Origin of the sequence: Longilinea arvoryzae (assembly GCF_001050235.1) — a bacterium.
GTDB classification, from domain to species: domain Bacteria; phylum Chloroflexota; class Anaerolineae; order Anaerolineales; family Anaerolineaceae; genus Longilinea; species Longilinea arvoryzae.
Genome location: NZ_DF967972.1, coordinates 762030 through 777601 on the forward strand (window position 1 = coordinate 762030; position 15572 = coordinate 777601).

General features: G+C 61.7%; 11 protein-coding genes. 3 read left to right on the top strand and 8 right to left on the bottom strand.

What is annotated here, in order from left to right; translation table 11 throughout:
- Positions 1 to 236: 236 nt before the first annotated feature.
- Positions 237 to 764 (bottom strand): transposase, encoded by a 528-nt coding sequence (locus LARV_RS03420; RefSeq protein WP_075072320.1) that lies wholly within the window; start codon positions 762 to 764, stop codon positions 237 to 239.
- A gap of 303 nt (positions 765 to 1067) precedes the next feature.
- Here LARV_RS03420 and LARV_RS03425 point away from each other — a divergent pair, with 303 nt between their 5' ends.
- Positions 1068 to 2348, top strand: coding sequence for a hypothetical protein (locus LARV_RS03425; RefSeq protein WP_075072321.1), 1281 nt, complete (start codon positions 1068 to 1070; stop codon positions 2346 to 2348).
- A 52-nt stretch (positions 2349 to 2400) separates the two neighbouring features.
- Positions 2401 to 4035, top strand: a complete 1635-nt coding sequence (locus LARV_RS03430; RefSeq protein WP_236709920.1) for an ArnT family glycosyltransferase — start codon at positions 2401 to 2403, stop codon at positions 4033 to 4035.
- Positions 4036 to 4114: 79 nt separating this feature from the next.
- On the opposite strand, the gene LARV_RS03435 is transcribed toward LARV_RS03430, so the two are convergent.
- Both LARV_RS03435 and LARV_RS03440 read right to left on the bottom strand, forming a co-directional pair.
- Positions 4115 to 6034 carry an ABC-F family ATP-binding cassette domain-containing protein gene (locus tag LARV_RS03435; protein ID WP_075072323.1) on the bottom strand — a complete coding sequence of 640 codons (1920 nt, stop codon included), beginning with the start codon at positions 6032 to 6034 and terminating at the stop codon, positions 4115 to 4117.
- A gap of 181 nt (positions 6035 to 6215) precedes the next feature.
- Positions 6216 to 7643, bottom strand: coding sequence for a DUF2779 domain-containing protein (locus LARV_RS03440; protein ID WP_075072324.1), 1428 nt, complete (start codon positions 7641 to 7643; stop codon positions 6216 to 6218).
- Between the two features lie 242 nt (positions 7644 to 7885).
- On the opposite strand from LARV_RS03440, the gene LARV_RS03445 reads away from it, so the two are divergent.
- Positions 7886 to 8908 (top strand): DNA polymerase III subunit, encoded by a 1023-nt coding sequence (locus tag LARV_RS03445; RefSeq protein WP_075072325.1) that lies wholly within the window; start codon positions 7886 to 7888, stop codon positions 8906 to 8908.
- 278 nt (positions 8909 to 9186) lie between these two features.
- On the opposite strand, the gene purH is transcribed toward LARV_RS03445, so the two are convergent.
- The 5 genes from purH to LARV_RS03470 form a co-directional block, all read right to left on the bottom strand.
- Positions 9187 to 10686 carry a bifunctional phosphoribosylaminoimidazolecarboxamide formyltransferase/IMP cyclohydrolase gene (gene purH / locus LARV_RS03450; protein ID WP_075072326.1) on the bottom strand — a complete coding sequence of 500 codons (1500 nt, stop codon included), beginning with the start codon at positions 10684 to 10686 and terminating at the stop codon, positions 9187 to 9189.
- Between the two features lie 83 nt (positions 10687 to 10769).
- Positions 10770 to 11360 carry a phosphoribosylglycinamide formyltransferase gene (gene purN, locus LARV_RS03455; RefSeq protein WP_075072327.1) on the bottom strand — a complete coding sequence of 197 codons (591 nt, stop codon included), beginning with the start codon at positions 11358 to 11360 and terminating at the stop codon, positions 10770 to 10772.
- Complete coding sequence (gene purD, locus LARV_RS03460; RefSeq protein WP_075072328.1) at positions 11357 to 13657, bottom strand: phosphoribosylamine--glycine ligase; 2301 nt, start codon at positions 13655 to 13657, stop codon at positions 11357 to 11359. The genes purN and purD overlap by 4 nt, the downstream gene beginning before the upstream one ends.
- Entirely contained in the window at positions 13654 to 15102 is a 1449-nt protein-coding gene (purF, locus tag LARV_RS03465) for an amidophosphoribosyltransferase (protein ID WP_075072329.1), read from the bottom strand. The genes purD and purF overlap by 4 nt, the downstream gene beginning before the upstream one ends.
- Positions 15095 to 15550 carry an AIR carboxylase family protein gene (locus LARV_RS03470; protein WP_075075094.1) on the bottom strand — a complete coding sequence of 152 codons (456 nt, stop codon included), beginning with the start codon at positions 15548 to 15550 and terminating at the stop codon, positions 15095 to 15097. The genes purF and LARV_RS03470 overlap by 8 nt, the downstream gene beginning before the upstream one ends.
- Positions 15551 to 15572 lie beyond the last annotated feature (22 nt).

Consider the following 15572-nt stretch of genomic DNA (forward strand, 5'->3'; position numbering starts at 1 on the left):
ACCTTCATCAACGACCTATGGGGAGACCTGGGAGATGATAGGTCACAGCGCCAGCCAATGCCAAATTACATTGATGTTCTCACGGCGTAAGGGCGCAGCGGGGAATACGTTCAGCGGCGATCGGTTTATGCCAAGCTGCGCCCGTGACCGGCGCCACCCCACTTCTGCTCAAGATGTTCCGTTCTTGCACCCGTGCTCGCAGCAGTGTTCTTCTTTTCAAGCAATCCCGTGACAATCTAGCTTTCCTTCGGCCAATTGAGTGGATTGGAACGGATATACTCCCGTATTCGCTCAATATCCCGTTCATCGGATACAACGCGCTCAAAGTAATTACGCTGCCAGAATGGTTCGCCATCCGAGAAGCGACTGAAATTTACCAATCTCGCCACCGTCGATTTATACGCACGCACAATCGCGCCCAACGATCCTGGAACAACGTGGGGCCGTGAGGGTGAACCATCGGGTGTGTTTGCCCCTGTGTATTGTGTATTTTTCACGTCCTTCAACAAAAGAATGCCATGCACGTGATCTGGCATCACCACGAATTCGTCCAATTCGAGCTGCGTGAAACGCTGCGCCAACCGAAGCCATTCGCGCTGCGCCAGCGTGCCGGTTTCGCTCAATTGAATCGCATGATCGATCACCGTGCCCAAGACTGGCTTGCGCTGCCAGGTTAGAATGGTGATGAAATAGGCAGTCGGGAAGGTATAGTCGTAACCTGGCAGGCGAATGGAACGACGGTTAGGGAGCGGCGCATGGGACATGTAGATATTGTACAGGAAGGACGGAGAAAGGCAGCGCGATCATAGGACATATCCGGGCGCGGGCGCAGCTTGGCCGTAGCCGGCTGTGGAATCATCGAATTCCCCGCTGCGCCCTTACGCCAATTTACGATACCATCATCAACAACCTCATCCTGCGCGCAAGTAACTTGGCTGTAGCAGGTTGCGGAGTCGTCGAATTCTCCATTGCGCCCTTACGCATATTAAGCGGAAACTGCGATAGAATTGGCTAGCAGCGAATAGCTAACCGCTAACCGCTAAAAGCTAATCCCCCCGGAGGCCCTTATGGCGCAGCATACCTGGCAATTCAGCCTGGATAACCAGCCGCACACAATCCGTGCGGAAATCGATCTGTTCCGCGGCATCCGGAGCGTTCAATTGGACGGCGTGGATGCCCGCCCGGCGAACGAGGGCCGTTTCGACACGTCCGCATTAAAGAGCTTCGAGGTGGCCGGTCACAGCGCCCAGGTGATGAAGTACACCGGCGGCGCCGCCTTGCTCCTGGATGGCCAGGCGCTCCCGAACACCCCCGGGCAAACGCTGCCTGCCCGCCTGCAAAAATACGAAACCCAACGCGTCTTCTGGCGCAAACTGGCCGGTTTGACCGGTTTGAAGGAGTCGCCTCGCGCCGATGGCATGCTCGAATGGCGCAACCGCCTGATCGGCACCAGCGACAACCGCCTGGTGGTGTTGGATTATTCGGTGACCTACCAATTCATGCGCTCGCGCATCGCCATCTTTACCCGTTTCGCTCAAGAGAAAGATGTAAATTCCCTGCGCGGAAAGATCGAACTCGACCCGGCGGTGCTGGCGCTCGCCAAACGTCTGAAGCGTACCAGCCTGGAAATGTCCATCCAATCCGCGGGGGTGGCCATCCTGCTGCCTTATGACCTGCGCAAGACGTCGCCCGAACAGGCGGCGGAGGACATTCGTACGCTGCTGAATGTGGTCAAGAAATACACCAAACCTCTCCCGCTTACCTACTGCGACTGGGGCCAGTGCAAATCAGCCGTGCACCCGCGCGAGCTGGTCTTTTACAATCATTCCCCGCTGCTGGTGTGCTCGTCCTGCATGCCGCTGTTGGAAAAAGCCGGTGAAGCCAATCTGGCGCGATATCATAAGCGCGCCCCTGGCTTCCTCAAGGCGATTTCAGCCGGCCTGGCTGTAACCGCGCTGGTGGGCGTCTTCTTTGGGATTTGGAAATTCTCGCTGGTCCTGGCGATTGCCTCCTTTGGGCTCTTCTTCGCCATCGTGGCCGCCATGAACATGTTGATGGTCAAGCGCACATTCGGTATGCTGTGGGCTGCCGGTGGGCTTACCTTGCTGGGGGTGGCCATCGCCAGCGTGATCGAAGCCGCATTAAGATTGATGAGCACGATCACCCTGGAGCAGGTCGAATTGGGCCTGGTCTTCCTTCGGCCTGAAACGCAGCGCCTGATGGGAATCAACCTGGCGGTTTCCGCAGTTGTCACCGCTGCCACGCTGTGGTTCGTGCTGCACCAACAACGTCAGGCTGTGCACGAATTGGCCCACCCGACCATCGAACACAGTGGGATCGAAGGTTAGTCCCGGGCGGCATCCAGATCTCCGCGCCAGGCGATCCAAACCAGGCATGGCCATGAATTCACATCCGAAAATCTCGAAGGCGGTCATTGCCGCGGCGGTTTTGGTCGCGCTGTTTGCGGTCAATTTCATCATTCACCTGGGTTTCAGCCCGGCTTTCAACCCCCTCACCACCGACAGCGGCGTGTTCGCCTATTGCGGCGCGCGCATGCTGGCCGGAGATGTGCTCTATCGAGACTGCTGGGATAACAAGCCCCCGGCGGTCTACCTCATCGATGCCGGTATCGTCGCGCTCGGCGGACAGAATCCGTGGGCGATCTGGTGGTTTCAACTGCTGTGGACCACAGCCAGCAGCGCGGTGGTCTTTGCCGTCATCCGGCGCGTATGGCGCAACTGGCTCGCGGCGGCCCTCGGCGCGCTGCTTTTCATCGGCACGGCGCTGACCCATTTTTACTATACCGGCGGCAACCTGACCGAAAACTATCTTCTGCTGCCGTTGGGCCTGACCGCCGGCGCGCTCTACGCCAGCCTGACGAGCGGACGGCTGCGCTGGACGGCCGGCATGGGACTTTTGACCGCCTTGGCCGTGCTGCTCAAGCCGACCTATTTTGGCATGGGCGCGGCGGCCATTTTGACGGTGGTGGTGTTTCATTTTGCTCAACGCAAATGGACGCCGGGACTGAAGCACCTGGGCGTTTTCATGCTCGGCTTGATCCTGCCGCTGGCACTGGTCGCGCTGGTTTTCTGGCGGTTGGGGGCGCTTTCGGACCTGTGGTTTGCCGTGCTCCAACACAACGTCGGCTACGTCGAGGCCGGCCTGTCCCGGGCCACGCTGCTGGCCAGTCTGCGCCAGTTCTTTGTCATACAGCCCCTGGCGGGCCTGTTCTGGACGGCGCTGGCATCCCTGGGAATTTACGGGCTGGTGCGCGCTTTATCGAAACCGGCGCACTCGCTTTCCGCGCCTGAGAATTTGCCGGCCTGGTGGCTGGGCGGGTTGGTGCTGGCGCTGCCCCTGCAGATGGCGTCCATCAGCATTTCGGGCAAGAACTTCGGGCACTACTATCTGGAGATCATGCCGGCGCTGGCGTTGCTGGCGTCCGCGGGGCCGGCCGTTTTGTTGGCGCCGGATGGGTTGAAATTCCCGCGCAGCGCCCATCTGCACAATGGTCTGCGGATCGGGCTGGCGCTGGCATTGGCGGCGCTGCTGGCCGTGTGGTCGAAGGGATTGAACGCCAAAGAACTGGTCAATCTTCCCCGCCTGACCAGCACCGCCCAAAATTTCGATTTGTGGAATTATCCGTTCAATGATCTGGAACGCTACATCCAGGAGCACAGCCGGCCCGATGAGAGCGTGCTAATCTGGGCGACGCATCCGGATTTCAATTTCGTCACCGGGCGGCGTTCGCCCACGCGCTACATTTTCCCGCTGCACGTGCTCACGCCAACGCCGACCGGTGAAAGCGGCTTCCCCGAACTGTTGAGCGAGCTGGCCGCCGATCCACCGCGCTTGATCATCCAGCAGGTGGTCTCATCCGCCAACCTGCCGGCCTTCACCGCCCCGGAGAATGAACTGTGCGGCGGTTGCAGCCCGGCGGCCCGCAGCGGCATGGAAGAATTGAAGGCATATATCGACGCGCATTACACCTACGCCACTCAGATTTACGACTGGCTGGTGTTCGTGCGAAAATAGAATCGCGAACGGAAGAAGGAATTAAATAGATAACCGGTCACGCGCCGGGGTTGGGAAGACCGACGCTGAGGGTTGGAGTTTACGCCCCGGCCAATTCGCCCCAGGCGGCCATGCGTTCGTCCAGTTGGGTTTGCAGGCGCTGATATTCCTGCCCCAGGCGCGCGACTTCGCCCGGATCGGCGGGCGGATTTTCGAGGGTGCGTTCGAGGGCTGTAATCTGCGCCTCGGTCGCCTCGATATCGTGTTCGAGCTGCTGCATTTGCTGCTGGCGGCGGCGTTCATTGTTGTTCAGGCCCGAACGCTGGCGGGAACGCTCTTCGACGGCCGCCGGGCGGTCTGGCGTGGCGCGGGCGGGCAGGCTGACCGATTGGGCAACCTCTTCCTGCTGCGCGGCCAGATAGGCCTTGTATTCGCTGTAAGTCCCGTCGAACAGGTGCAGCGTGCCGGGCTCGGGCAGCACCTCCCATACCTGGGTCGCCAGCGCGTCGATCAGGTAGCGGTCGTGCGAAACGAGCAGGATGGTGCCGCCAAACGCCGACAGGATGGACTGCAGGGCCTCTTGGGCAGCCAGGTCGAGGTGGTTGGTGGGTTCGTCCAGCAGCAGCAGGTTGGCGCCTTGCAGCGCCAGGCGAGCCAACGCCAGGCGGCCGCGTTCGCCGCCGGAAAGCGCGCTGACCGGTTTGAAGGCGTCATCGCCGGTGAAGAGGAATTTGGCCAGGTAGTCGCGCACTTCACCGGGGCGCATCTGCGGCGCAACCGATTCGATCTCGGACATCAGGGTCTGGTCGGAATGCAGTCCCTCGTGCGCCTGAGCAAAATAGCCGATCTGCAGGCTGGCGCCCAGCTCCACCTGCCCGGCCAGCGGGGGGATTTCTCCCAGCAGCGTCTTGAGCATGGTGGTCTTGCCGGCGCCGTTGGGACCGATGATGGCGGCGCACTCGCCGCGCGTCAGGGTCAAATCCGGCACGCTGAACAGCGCCCCGCTGGGCTCATCAACGTAACCCACGCTCAAACCGTAGGTCCGCAGCACCAGATCGCCCGAGCGGGCGGCGGGTTCGAGCTGCAGGTGCAGGCGGCGGGACTGAACCGGCGGGGTCAGGCGGGCTTCGGCGAGCAGGCGTTCCAGGCGCTTGCGGCGTCCCTGGGCCTGGCGGGTGTTCTGGCCGGCGATGTTGCGCCGGATGTATTCTTCTTCCTTTTCGATGAAGGCGATCTGGGCCTGATATTCTTCCAGGCGGCGCGCGTATCGCTCTTCGCGCTGGCGCATGTAGGCGGAGTAGTTGCCGTGATACTCTTCCAGCGCGGGCGTCATTTCCCAGATGGTCTGAACCACCTGATCGAGGAAATAACGGTCGTGCGAGACGATCAAAACCGCGCCTTTCCATTCACGCAGGTAATTCTCCAGCCATTCGACCGCGGCGATGTCGAGGTGGTTGGTGGGTTCATCCAGCACCAGCAGTTCGGGTTCGGCGAGCAGCAGTTTGGCCAGCAGGGCGCGGGTGCGCTGTCCGCCCGAAAGCTGCGCCAGTGGGCGGCGCAGGTCGTCCCGTTCGAAGCCCAGCCCGGCCAGGGTCTGGCGGATGCGCGTTTCGTAGGTGTATCCGCCCAGGCGCTCGAATTCCTGCTGGCGCTTGCCGTAGGAATCCAGCAGGTTATCATTCGCCGGTCCGGCGGCCATGACATCTTCCAGGCGGCGCAGTTCGGCCTGCTGTTTGCGCAGGTCATCGAAGACCGTCAGGCATTCTTCCCACAGCGTGCGGGGTGAATCCAGAGCCGCTTCCTGGGGCAGGTATCCGATCTGCAGGTTGCGCGAGCGCTGCACTTCGCCGCCGGTCGCCTCTTCCAGCCCGAGCAGCACGCGCACCAGGGTGGTCTTGCCGACGCCGTTCGGCCCCACCAGGCCAATGCGGGCGCGCTGTGGAATCGAAAGCGACAACCCGGTGAACAGGTCGTTGGGTCCGAAGGATTTGGAAAGCTCGACAGCGGTCAGTAAGGACATGGTTAATTCGCAGCCTGGATTTTACCATGAGGAAGTGAAGAGTTGATGAGTAAGAAGTAAATGGGGTGAACCGTGGTCTTAGAAAGACGGGTTCACGAAACAGAAAGCATCCTGTATTCGAGCCATTCGGCCGAACAGGGAAAATGGGAAACTGCGCGGACCCCCGGGAAGGATTTTTCGATCAGGCCAGGGATCTTAGTTTTCGGTATATTTCCACCATGGCCAGTGTATCCAGGGCGCAATATTCTTCCAACTCATCCACCAGGGTCTTTTTCTGCGATTCTTGCAGGTCGCTAAAAGTGATATTCCACCAGGCCATGCTCGCTTGGTCGCCTTGATGGATCGGCAGGCCCTGATAGGATAATTCCGGCGCCATGATCGGTAGAACGTTCTTGATCGACCAACTGCCCTTGAAGCCGGGATGCAAATAAATACCCTGGTTGACGATTTCACCAATATCATAAATCCGGGCATTTACATCCTCGAGAAAACTGGCAAATTCCGGGTAGAGGCAGGCCATTTCCTTGTTCCGGGTCATCTCGAAGGTTTTATTCCACACGATGACTGTTCCAGGGCGACCCAGATGGGTCGAAAGATGTTCCAGAAGTGGTTTCGACGGATCGCCTTCTGTGATGGAGATATAACCTGAATGTTGCAGGTTGCCCTCAAGTTCGTCCAACTGATGCAACGAATATTGAAAGACGACCTGCTGCTGCGGGTGATAGCCCGCATATCTCGGTACGGCCTGAATACAGGTTTCATAATCCAGGAACCACAAGGGGAACTCAAGATGATCCAGTATCCCCCGGAGAGTTTTTTGGTCGATGCGCTCGCGGTTGGTTTGGGCCCGCTCGACAATCAGGCGTTGTTTGGGATTCAGGCCAAAGGTTTCAGGAATCGCCTTTGCCTCCCGAATTCCCAACCTCAACAACTCGGACTTATTCTTTTGGCTTAGGTAAGGGATATCATAAATCGAAAAGTCCGGTAAATTCGGATGGCATACTGCCAGACAAGGGCAATCTCTCGGGGAAAGGCAATGCGGTAAAGCATTCGGATCCGTCGCGTTGGCGGCCACCACAGCCATTCTACGCAGTTCGGTTACTTCCGGCAACAGTGCATCGATCTTTTGGGTGACATCCTCCGCGACCAGAACCTGGGGGAGATCCAACTCTTCCGATCGAATGTACTCTTTATTGAGGTGCAACAAATAGGAATGCTTCAGGTCGATTTGTTCTTTCAGAATCAGAACCTGGAATGCGACGTCGTAAAGGTCTTTTCGATCTGGTTTGGTTGCACTTTTAATTTCATAAAGGTCGTAGCTGTCGGTGTCCGGCCAGTAGATCAGCACATCGATCCGGGTCTCGAACGGGCCCGACCGAAAAGTCTTTTGCCAGATTAGGTCAGCTCGCGGATTTTCGGGCAGGAAGACGGATTCGAGATATTCTCGAGCCAGCGACTCGACCACATAGCCTTCATCTATTAAATGCCGGTCGAAGTCCGAAAGGGTCTGTTCGATACTGTTATTCTTCTTTGCCCACAGGTGACGCGGCGCTTCACAAAAGAGTAGAAAATCAGATTTTGTCAGTTTACTATTTTCATTCTGAATCATCATTGGCCCCAAAAATGGATATCGATCGCCGAAATAGGCTTTGAATTTTCAATAACTATATACCCGAAGTAGGAGTGATTATCCATCTGTCTCATTACCTTTTTGCATCTTTTCTGGGCTCTGTAATTTTCAAAATACGCCGCCTTTTTTTACCGAATACCGTATCAACGAATACCGTTTCCTCCTCACCCATCACTCCTCACCCATCAACTCATCCCTTCTTCTGTGCTACAATCACCCGCATGGAATGGGACGTGATCGGCCACGAGTGGGCCGCGAAGCTGCTGCAGGAGCACATCGCCACCGGCGAAGCCCGGCACGCCTACCTGTTCACCGGGCCGGCTGGCATTGGACGGCGCACGCTGGCGCTGCGCTTTGCCCAGGCGCTCAACTGCGCCAACCCGCCCGCGCCTGGCCTGCCATGTGGCGTCTGCCGCGCCTGCAAACAGACCGAAGCCATGCAGTACACCGATCTGGCGGTGCTGCAATCCGAACGGGTGGGCGGGGAATTGAAGATCGACGCGGTGCGCGAGCTGCAGCGCACCCTGGCGCTGGCGCCGTATGAATCGCGCTACAAGGTGGCCCTGCTGCTGCGCTTTCACGAAGCCAACGCCAACGCACAGAACGCCCTGCTCAAGACGCTCGAAGAGGCCCCGGAACACGCCATTCTATTGCTGACGGCCGATTCGGCGGAAGACCTTCTGCCAACCATCGTTTCGCGCTGCGAGGTGCTGCGCCTGCGGCCGCAGCCGTTGCTCGAGGTCGAGAAAGCCCTGCAATCGCGCTGGGGCGTGGAGTCGGACGAAGCCCGCCTGCTGGCCCATTTTTCGGGCGGCTGCCTGGGCACGGCGGTGCGATTGCACCAGCAGCCCGAATTGTTGGAGAAGCGCCGCGCCTGGCTGGACGATTTGTGGGAACTGCTGGGCGAACCGTACCGCGGCCGTTTTGCCTACGCTGAGAAAATCAGCGCCGGTAAGGGGAAAAACCGCGGCGACCGTGAGGTGCTGCGCGAAAATTTGCACGATGCCTTCCGCACCTGGCTGACCTTCTGGCGGGATGTGATGCTGCGCAGCGCCGGCGCGCAGGCTGCCCTGGTGAACGTGGACCTCGAGGAACGCATCAACAGCGTGGCCGTACAGACCAACCTGGAGACTGCCCGCTTGCAGACCGCCGCGCTTGAAAAATCCCTGGCGCGCCTGAATAATGCCAATCTTCAGTTGTTGACGGAAGTGGTGCTGATGGATTGGCCGAGGATAAGCGGGTGAGGCGTGAATAGTGAAGCGTGATCCGGTATTGGGTACGCGGTATTCGGTATTGGGTCATCCTAATTTAGCCTAGATAGTCTTAAAAGATAAACTGGACTTAATAAAATCACTGTACTTATTCATAAGTACAGTGATTTTATTGCTGATATTCAATTCGCTTGCGATCCACGATTACCGGATGCTGATTCGACGGATACCCAGTACCGATACAACGATTACCGGCTTCCCCGTTCACCCCTCACGGTTCACGAATACCGCATACCCAATACCGGCTACCCTCAATGCCGGAAATGCCGTACCCCCGTAAACAGCATGGCCATGCCGGCCGCGTCAGCGGCGGCGATGGCTTCGGCATCCCGAATAGAGCCGCCGGGATGGACGATGGCGGTGATGCCGGCCTGGGCCGCGATCTCGACCGAATCCGGGAAGGGGAAGAAGGCATCCGAGGCCATGACGGCGCCTTTGGAGCGTTCGCCGGCGCGCTGGGCGGCAATGCGCACGCAGTCGACCCGGTTGGGCTGCCCGCCGCCGATGCCTACCGTGGCTTCACCCACCGCGAAGACGATGGCGTTGGATTTGACGTACTGGCAGGCTTTCCAGGCGAAGTGCAGCGCCTTGAGCTCCCCGGGCGTGGGCGCGCGTTTGGAGGCCACTTTCCATTCACCGCCCGCCGGGTCGCCGAAATCGACTGCCTGGCGCAGCACGCCGCAGTTGATGGAGCGCAGTTCGAACTGCGGTTCGATTTTCAAGTCGGGCATTTCGACCAGGCGCAGGTTCTTCTTTTTGGCGAAGATCTCCAGCGCTGCGGGTTCGAAGCCGGGCGCGGCGATGCATTCCACGAACAGTTTGGCCATTTCAGCAGCCGCGGCGCCGTCCACGGCGCGGTTGGCGGCGATCACGCCGCCGTAAGCGGAGACCGGGTCGCTGGCCAGGGCAGCCGTAAAGGCTTCCGCCAGTTGGTCCGCCGAGGCGATGCCGCACGGCGAGAGGTGTTTGACGATGGTGATGTTGGGGCGTTCGAAGCTGACCGCGGCGCGCCAGGCGGCGTCCAGGTCGAGCAGATTATTGTAGGAAACTTCCTTGCCCTGCAGCACGCGCCCGCCCAGCGGCCCGCCTCCGGGATGGTAGGCCAGCAGGTCGGCGGATTGGTGCGGGTTCTCGCCGTAACGCAGCTTTTGCACCGGGTAGAGCTCCAGCGCTTCGTAGGCGCCGTTCGAAAGGTAGCCGGCGATGGCGGCGTCGTAGTGCGCGGTGTGTTGAAAGCCCTTCAACGCCAGCTTCGCGCGCAGTTCGGCGGGGATGGCGCCGTTTTTCAGCGCGCCTAAAACGGCCGGGTAATCCGCCGGGTCGCATATCAGGGTGACGCGCTCGTGATTCTTGGCCGCGGCCCGGATGAGGGTTACGCCGCCGATGTCGATGTTCTCGATGGCGTCCGCCAGGGTCACATCCGGTTTGGCGATGGTGGCTTCGAAGGGATACAGGTTGACGGCCACCAGGTCGATGTAATCCCAGCCGTTGGCCTTCAGGTCGGCCGCGTCGGCGTCGGTTGCGCGGGCCAGCAGGCCGGCGTGCACGGCCGGGTGCAGGGTCTTGACGCGCCCGCCGAGCACTTCGGGCGAACCGGTGTATTCGGCGACCTCGGTCACCGTCAGGCCGTTTTCGCGCAGCAGGCGGGCTGTGCCGCCCGAGGCGAGCAGCTCCCAGCCCAGCCCGGCCAGGCCGCGGGCAAACTCGACCAGGCCGGTTTTATCGTGAACGGAAAGAATTGCTTTGGGCATGATCTCTTACCTTTCTATTGAATGGGGCAGAACTTTAAGAAGCGACCAGTGATTTTCGTGACTTTCGGGGCTACGATTCCGGGTCAACCCGTGACCAGACGGCGCAGGGTATCAACGTACAGGCGGTGTTCCAGCTCGTGAACGCGCGCTTCGAAGCTTTCCAGCGGTTCGCCGGGCTGAAAATCGATGCGTTCCTGCCCCAGCACCGGCCCGGCATCGACGCCTTCGTCAGGCACCAGGTGAACCATCACGCCGGAGTGGTCGATCTCGCCGCGCTGCCAGGCTGCATAGGCGCGTTCGATGGCATCCAATCCCGGAAAGGTGCCGGGCAGCGCCGGGTGGATGTTGACCACGCGCCCCGGGAAGCGCCCCAGAAATTCCATCGAAAGCAGCCGCAGCCAGCCGGCCAGCACGATCCAATCGGGTTCGAATTCAGCCACCTGATCGGCCAGGGCGCGGTCGTAATCGCGGCGGTCGACTTCTTTACGCTTGGGGACGGCCAGCGCCGGGACGCCGGCCTGGCGGGCGCGTTCCAGCCCATAAGCCTCGCGCCGGTTCGAAATCACCGCCGCCACCCCGGCGTGCAGCGAACCCTCCTTGCAGGCGTCCAAAATGGCCTGCAGGTTGGTCCCACTGCCCGAAATGAGAACCACCAGACGGGCCGGGGCGCTCACAGCAATTCCACCCTGCGCTCGCCGGCGACCAGTTGGCCGACGATCCAGGTTTCTTCGGGCAGGGCGGACTGCACTTCGGCGGCGCGGTCCGGCGATACCACCGCGACCATACCGATGCCCATATTGAAGACGCGGTGCATTTCCGAGCTTTCGATCCGGCCCTGGCGCTGGATGAGCTGGAAGAGCGGCGGCACCGGCCAGGTGCCGCGTTGAATCTGCGCGCCCAGGCCCTGCGGCAGCACGCGCGGGATGTTTTCGATGAAGCCGCCGCCGGTCAGGTGCGCCAGCGCGCGGATGGGCGAATCGGGCTGCTCGATGAGGCCGATCAGCAGGTTGAGGTAGCAGCGGTGCGGCGCCAGCAGCGCGTCGCCCAGGCTGCCGTTCAACTCGGGAACGTAAGCCGTCAGGTCGGCGCCGGAGAAGACCCGCCGGATGAGCGAATAACCGTTGGTGTGCGGCCCGCTCGAGCGCAGGCCGATCAACACGTCGCCGGGGTGCAGATCCGGGTGCGGCAGCATGCGCTCGCGATCCAATGCGCCCACGATCGTGCCGGCCAGGTCGAATTCGGTTGGCTGATAGACGCCCGGCATCTCGGCAGTTTCACCGCCCAGCAGGGCCACACCGGTTTCGCGGCAGGCAGCCGCCAGCCCACCGACCACCGTGGCCACAATCTCGGGGTCGATGCTTGCGCTGGCGAAATAATCCAGGAAGAAGAGCGGGCGCGCGCCCTGGACGAGAATATCGTTGATGCAGTGGTTGACCAGATCGGCGCCGATACTGCCGTAGCGCCGGAGCTGCGCGGCCAGCTTGACCTTGGTGCCCACCCCATCCGTGGAGGCGACCAGCACGGGCTGGCGTAAATCGCCCAGCGCAGCGGCGTCGAACAGCCCGCCGAACGCGCCAATCCCGGCCAGCACGGCCGGGGAATAGGTGGAACGCACGGCCTGGCTCATCAATGCCACAGCACGGTTTCCGGCGTCGATGTTGACGCCGGCGGCGGCGTAGGCGGAGACGGACGCGGGCTTCAGCGCGCGGGCGGCGATATCGTGCCGATACTGCATGCCGTCGAAGTGAATGCCCTCGATGGCTTGATAGGCCGACTGCACGGCCGAAGGTAAATTTTCCGCCCAGCAGGTGACGCCCAGCACGCGCCCGCCGATGGAGGTGGTGTGCTTGAAGGCCAGCGCCGTACCCGCGTGGAAGACGGCCCCGTTTTGGATGGGTTTCTCCAGCCCCAGGATGACCTGCCCGACCTGGGGGTGTTCGGGGTAGCCGGGCGCGGCCAGCACCACGCAGGCGGCTGCGCCGGATTTCCATCGCACTTCGGTCTCGTTCAATTTGCCCAGCGCACAGGCTTCCAGCACCTCCAACAGGTCGCTCTCCAGCAGCGGCAAAATGACCTGCGTTTCGGGGTCGCCGAAGCGGGCGTTGAATTCGAGCACTTTGGGCCCTTCGGCGGTGAGCATCAGGCCGGCGTACAGCGCGCCGCAGAAAGGCAGCCCCTCCGCGCGCAGCCCGTCCAGGGCCGGTTGGAGCACCTCCCGCACGGCCCGCTCGATGATCTCGGGCGTGGCTGCGGGCGCCGGGGCGTAAGCGCCCATGCCGCCCGTGTTGGGACCCTGGTCGCCGTCCAACAGGCGCTTGTGATCCTGCGCGGCGGGCATGGGGCGCAGCGTCTGTCCGTCGCAGAAGGCCAGCAGCGAGACTTCCTCGCCCTGCAGGCGTTCCTCGATGACCACTTCGCGCCCGGCTTCGCCGTAGGCCAGGTGAATCATCAGGCTGTCCAACGCGGCGTGGGCTTCGGCCAGGCTGGCGGGCAGCAGCACGCCCTTCCCGGAGGCCAGGCCGGAGGCTTTGAGAACCACCGGGTAATCGACCCGATCCAGGTGGGCATGGGCGGCCTGCAAGTCCTGAAAGACCGCGTAGCGCGCCGTGGGAATGTTGTGGCGGGCCATGAAATCCTTGGCAAAGGCCTTGGAGGTTTCGATGCGCGCCGCGGCCCGGGACGGGCCGAAGACGGCCACGCCGGCGGCGCGCAGGGCGTCGCTCAGCCCGGCTTCCAGGGCGGCTTCGGGCCCGATCACGGCCAGGTCGATCTGCTTGCGGTGGGCCAGCGCGCTCAGCGCGTCCACCCCCAGCGCGGGAATGGAAATGTTTTCACCCAGCGCGGCCATGCCCGGGTTGCCCGGCGCACAAACCAGGTGCCCCAGGCGCGAACTTTGGGCGATCTTCCAGGCCAGGGCGTGTTCGCGGCCGCCGGAGCCAACCACCAGTACATTGAGTCGTTTTTCGGTCACTCTTGCCCTCCCACCGCCTGCTCGAAACCGGTCTTGGCGGTGTGTGCATTGACTTCGAAGGGATAAACGCCGGTGTAGCAGGCGTTGCAATAACCATCCGAACGGCCGATGGCCTTCATCATGCCTTCCAGAGATAGGAAGGCCAGTGAATCGGCGCCGCTGATCTGGCGAATCTCTTCCACCGTGTGATGGTGCGCCACCAGTTCATCGTAGGTGCCCATGTCGACGCCCATGAAGCACGGGTGGCGAATCGGCGGGCAGGTGATGCGCACGTGCACCTCGCTCGCGCCGGCATCGCGCAGCATTTTCACCAACGGGCCGGTGGTGTTGCCGCGCACGATGCTGTCGTCGATCAACACCACGCGCCGGTTCAACACATTCTCGACCACCACGTTGTATTTGAGCATCACGCCCATCTTGCGCAGCGAATCGGTGGGTTCGATGAAGGTCCGGCCGATGTAGCGGTTCTTGATGAAGCCGTCGTTATAAGGCACACCGGAGCGGGTGGCATAACCGATGGCGGCCGGGATGGAAGAATCCGGCACCGGCACCACCACGTCTGCGCCAACCGGGGCCTCCTCGGCCAAGTGCATGCCCAGGCGTTGGCGCACCTGGTGCACCGATTGCCCATCCCAGAACGAATCGGGGCGCGAGAAATAGATGTGTTCGAAGGTGCACAGCGCGGTCCGCTCGGCAGGCGGCAGGGCCTGCCCCACGCTCAGGGCGGTGTTGGTGAGCATGATGACCTCGCCGGGTTTCACCTCGCGAATGGCCTGGCAGCCCAGCGAGCGCAGCGCGCCCGATTCGGAGGCCACGGCGTGACCGCCGGTGGGCAGCATGCCCACCGTCAGCGGGCGGATGCCCCACGGATCGCGCACGGCATAGAGTTGATCGCCGGTCAGGATGACGAGCGAATAAGCTCCCCGCCAGAGGCGCATGGTGTTCTGGATGCGCTCGAACCAGGTGGTCCCCGTCGCGCCGGCCAGCATCATGGTCAGCACCTCGCTGTCGGAACTGGAGGAGAAACCCACCCCGCTGCGCAGCATCCCGGCGCGCAGCTCGGACGCATTGACCAGGTTGCCGTTGTGGGCAACCGCGATGGGGCCGTACTGGGTGTCGATGAGAAAGGGTTGGGCATTGCGCAGCGACGAGGATCCGGTGGTGGAATAGCGCACGTGCCCGATGGCAAAATCGCCCTTCAGTGTGGCGATGCGCTCTGGACTGAAAACCTGCGAGACCAGGCCGATATCCTTGTGCATACGGATGCCGTGCCCGTCGGCCACGGCGATCCCGGCCGCTTCCTGGCCGCGGTGCTGCAAGGCGTAGAGGCCGAAATAGGCCATGCGGGCCACGTCCTCCGATGGGGCGTAAATGCCCACCACGCCGCACTCTTCCTGCGGGTGCTCATCGGCCAGCCAGTCGATGGGGACTTGCGATTCAGGCATTCAGTTCACCGTCATCCTGGAGAATTTTCCGGGCCTGCTGGCTTTTGAAAGCGGCGATGCGTTCGCGCATGGCCGGATCGGCGAGCGCGAAGATCTTGGCGGCCAACAGGGCGGCATTGGCCGGTTCCAGCACCACGGCCGGAGCCACGCCGGAGGGCATGCGCAGCGAGGAGAACACGTCCGCGCCGCCGAAGGTTTCGGAGGGCGGCGGGCAGGCGATTACCGGACTGCTCACGCTGCCGTCGACGAAACCCGAGAGTGCGTTGGAGCGCCCGGCAATGGTCACGTAAACCACGGGCCGCTGGCCGGTTTCGTATTCCTTCAGGATGGCGAGCACGTGCTCGGGGGTCTTGTGCGCCGAACCCACGCGCAGCACCGATGCGAGGCCCAGCCCGGCGGCGGCGTCGGCCACCTTGCGGGCGTGGGCTTCATCGGCGCGCGAACCCATGAGAATGACGATCAGGGGCTGG

Bases quoted from the DNA above. Each gene is read 5' to 3' on its own strand.
- LARV_RS03440 (WP_075072324.1), bottom strand. From the start codon at position 7,643: ATGATTCAGAATGAAAATAGTAAACTGACAAAATCTGATTTTCTACTC.
- LARV_RS03430 (WP_236709920.1), top strand. From the start codon at position 2,401: ATGAATTCACATCCGAAAATCTCGAAGGCGGTCATTGCCGCGGCGGTT.
- LARV_RS03420 (WP_075072320.1), bottom strand. From the start codon at position 764: ATGTCCCATGCGCCGCTCCCTAACCGTCGTTCCATTCGCCTGCCAGGT.
- LARV_RS03425 (WP_075072321.1), top strand. From the start codon at position 1,068: ATGGCGCAGCATACCTGGCAATTCAGCCTGGATAACCAGCCGCACACA.
- purH (WP_075072326.1), bottom strand. From the start codon at position 10,686: ATGCCCAAAGCAATTCTTTCCGTTCACGATAAAACCGGCCTGGTCGAG.
- LARV_RS03445 (WP_075072325.1), top strand. From the start codon at position 7,886: ATGGAATGGGACGTGATCGGCCACGAGTGGGCCGCGAAGCTGCTGCAG.
- LARV_RS03435 (WP_075072323.1), bottom strand. From the start codon at position 6,034: ATGTCCTTACTGACCGCTGTCGAGCTTTCCAAATCCTTCGGACCCAAC.
- LARV_RS03470 (WP_075075094.1), bottom strand. From the start codon at position 15,550: ATGGGTTCGCGCGCCGATGAAGCCCACGCCCGCAAGGTGGCCGACGCC.
- purF (WP_075072329.1), bottom strand. From the start codon at position 15,102: ATGCCTGAATCGCAAGTCCCCATCGACTGGCTGGCCGATGAGCACCCG.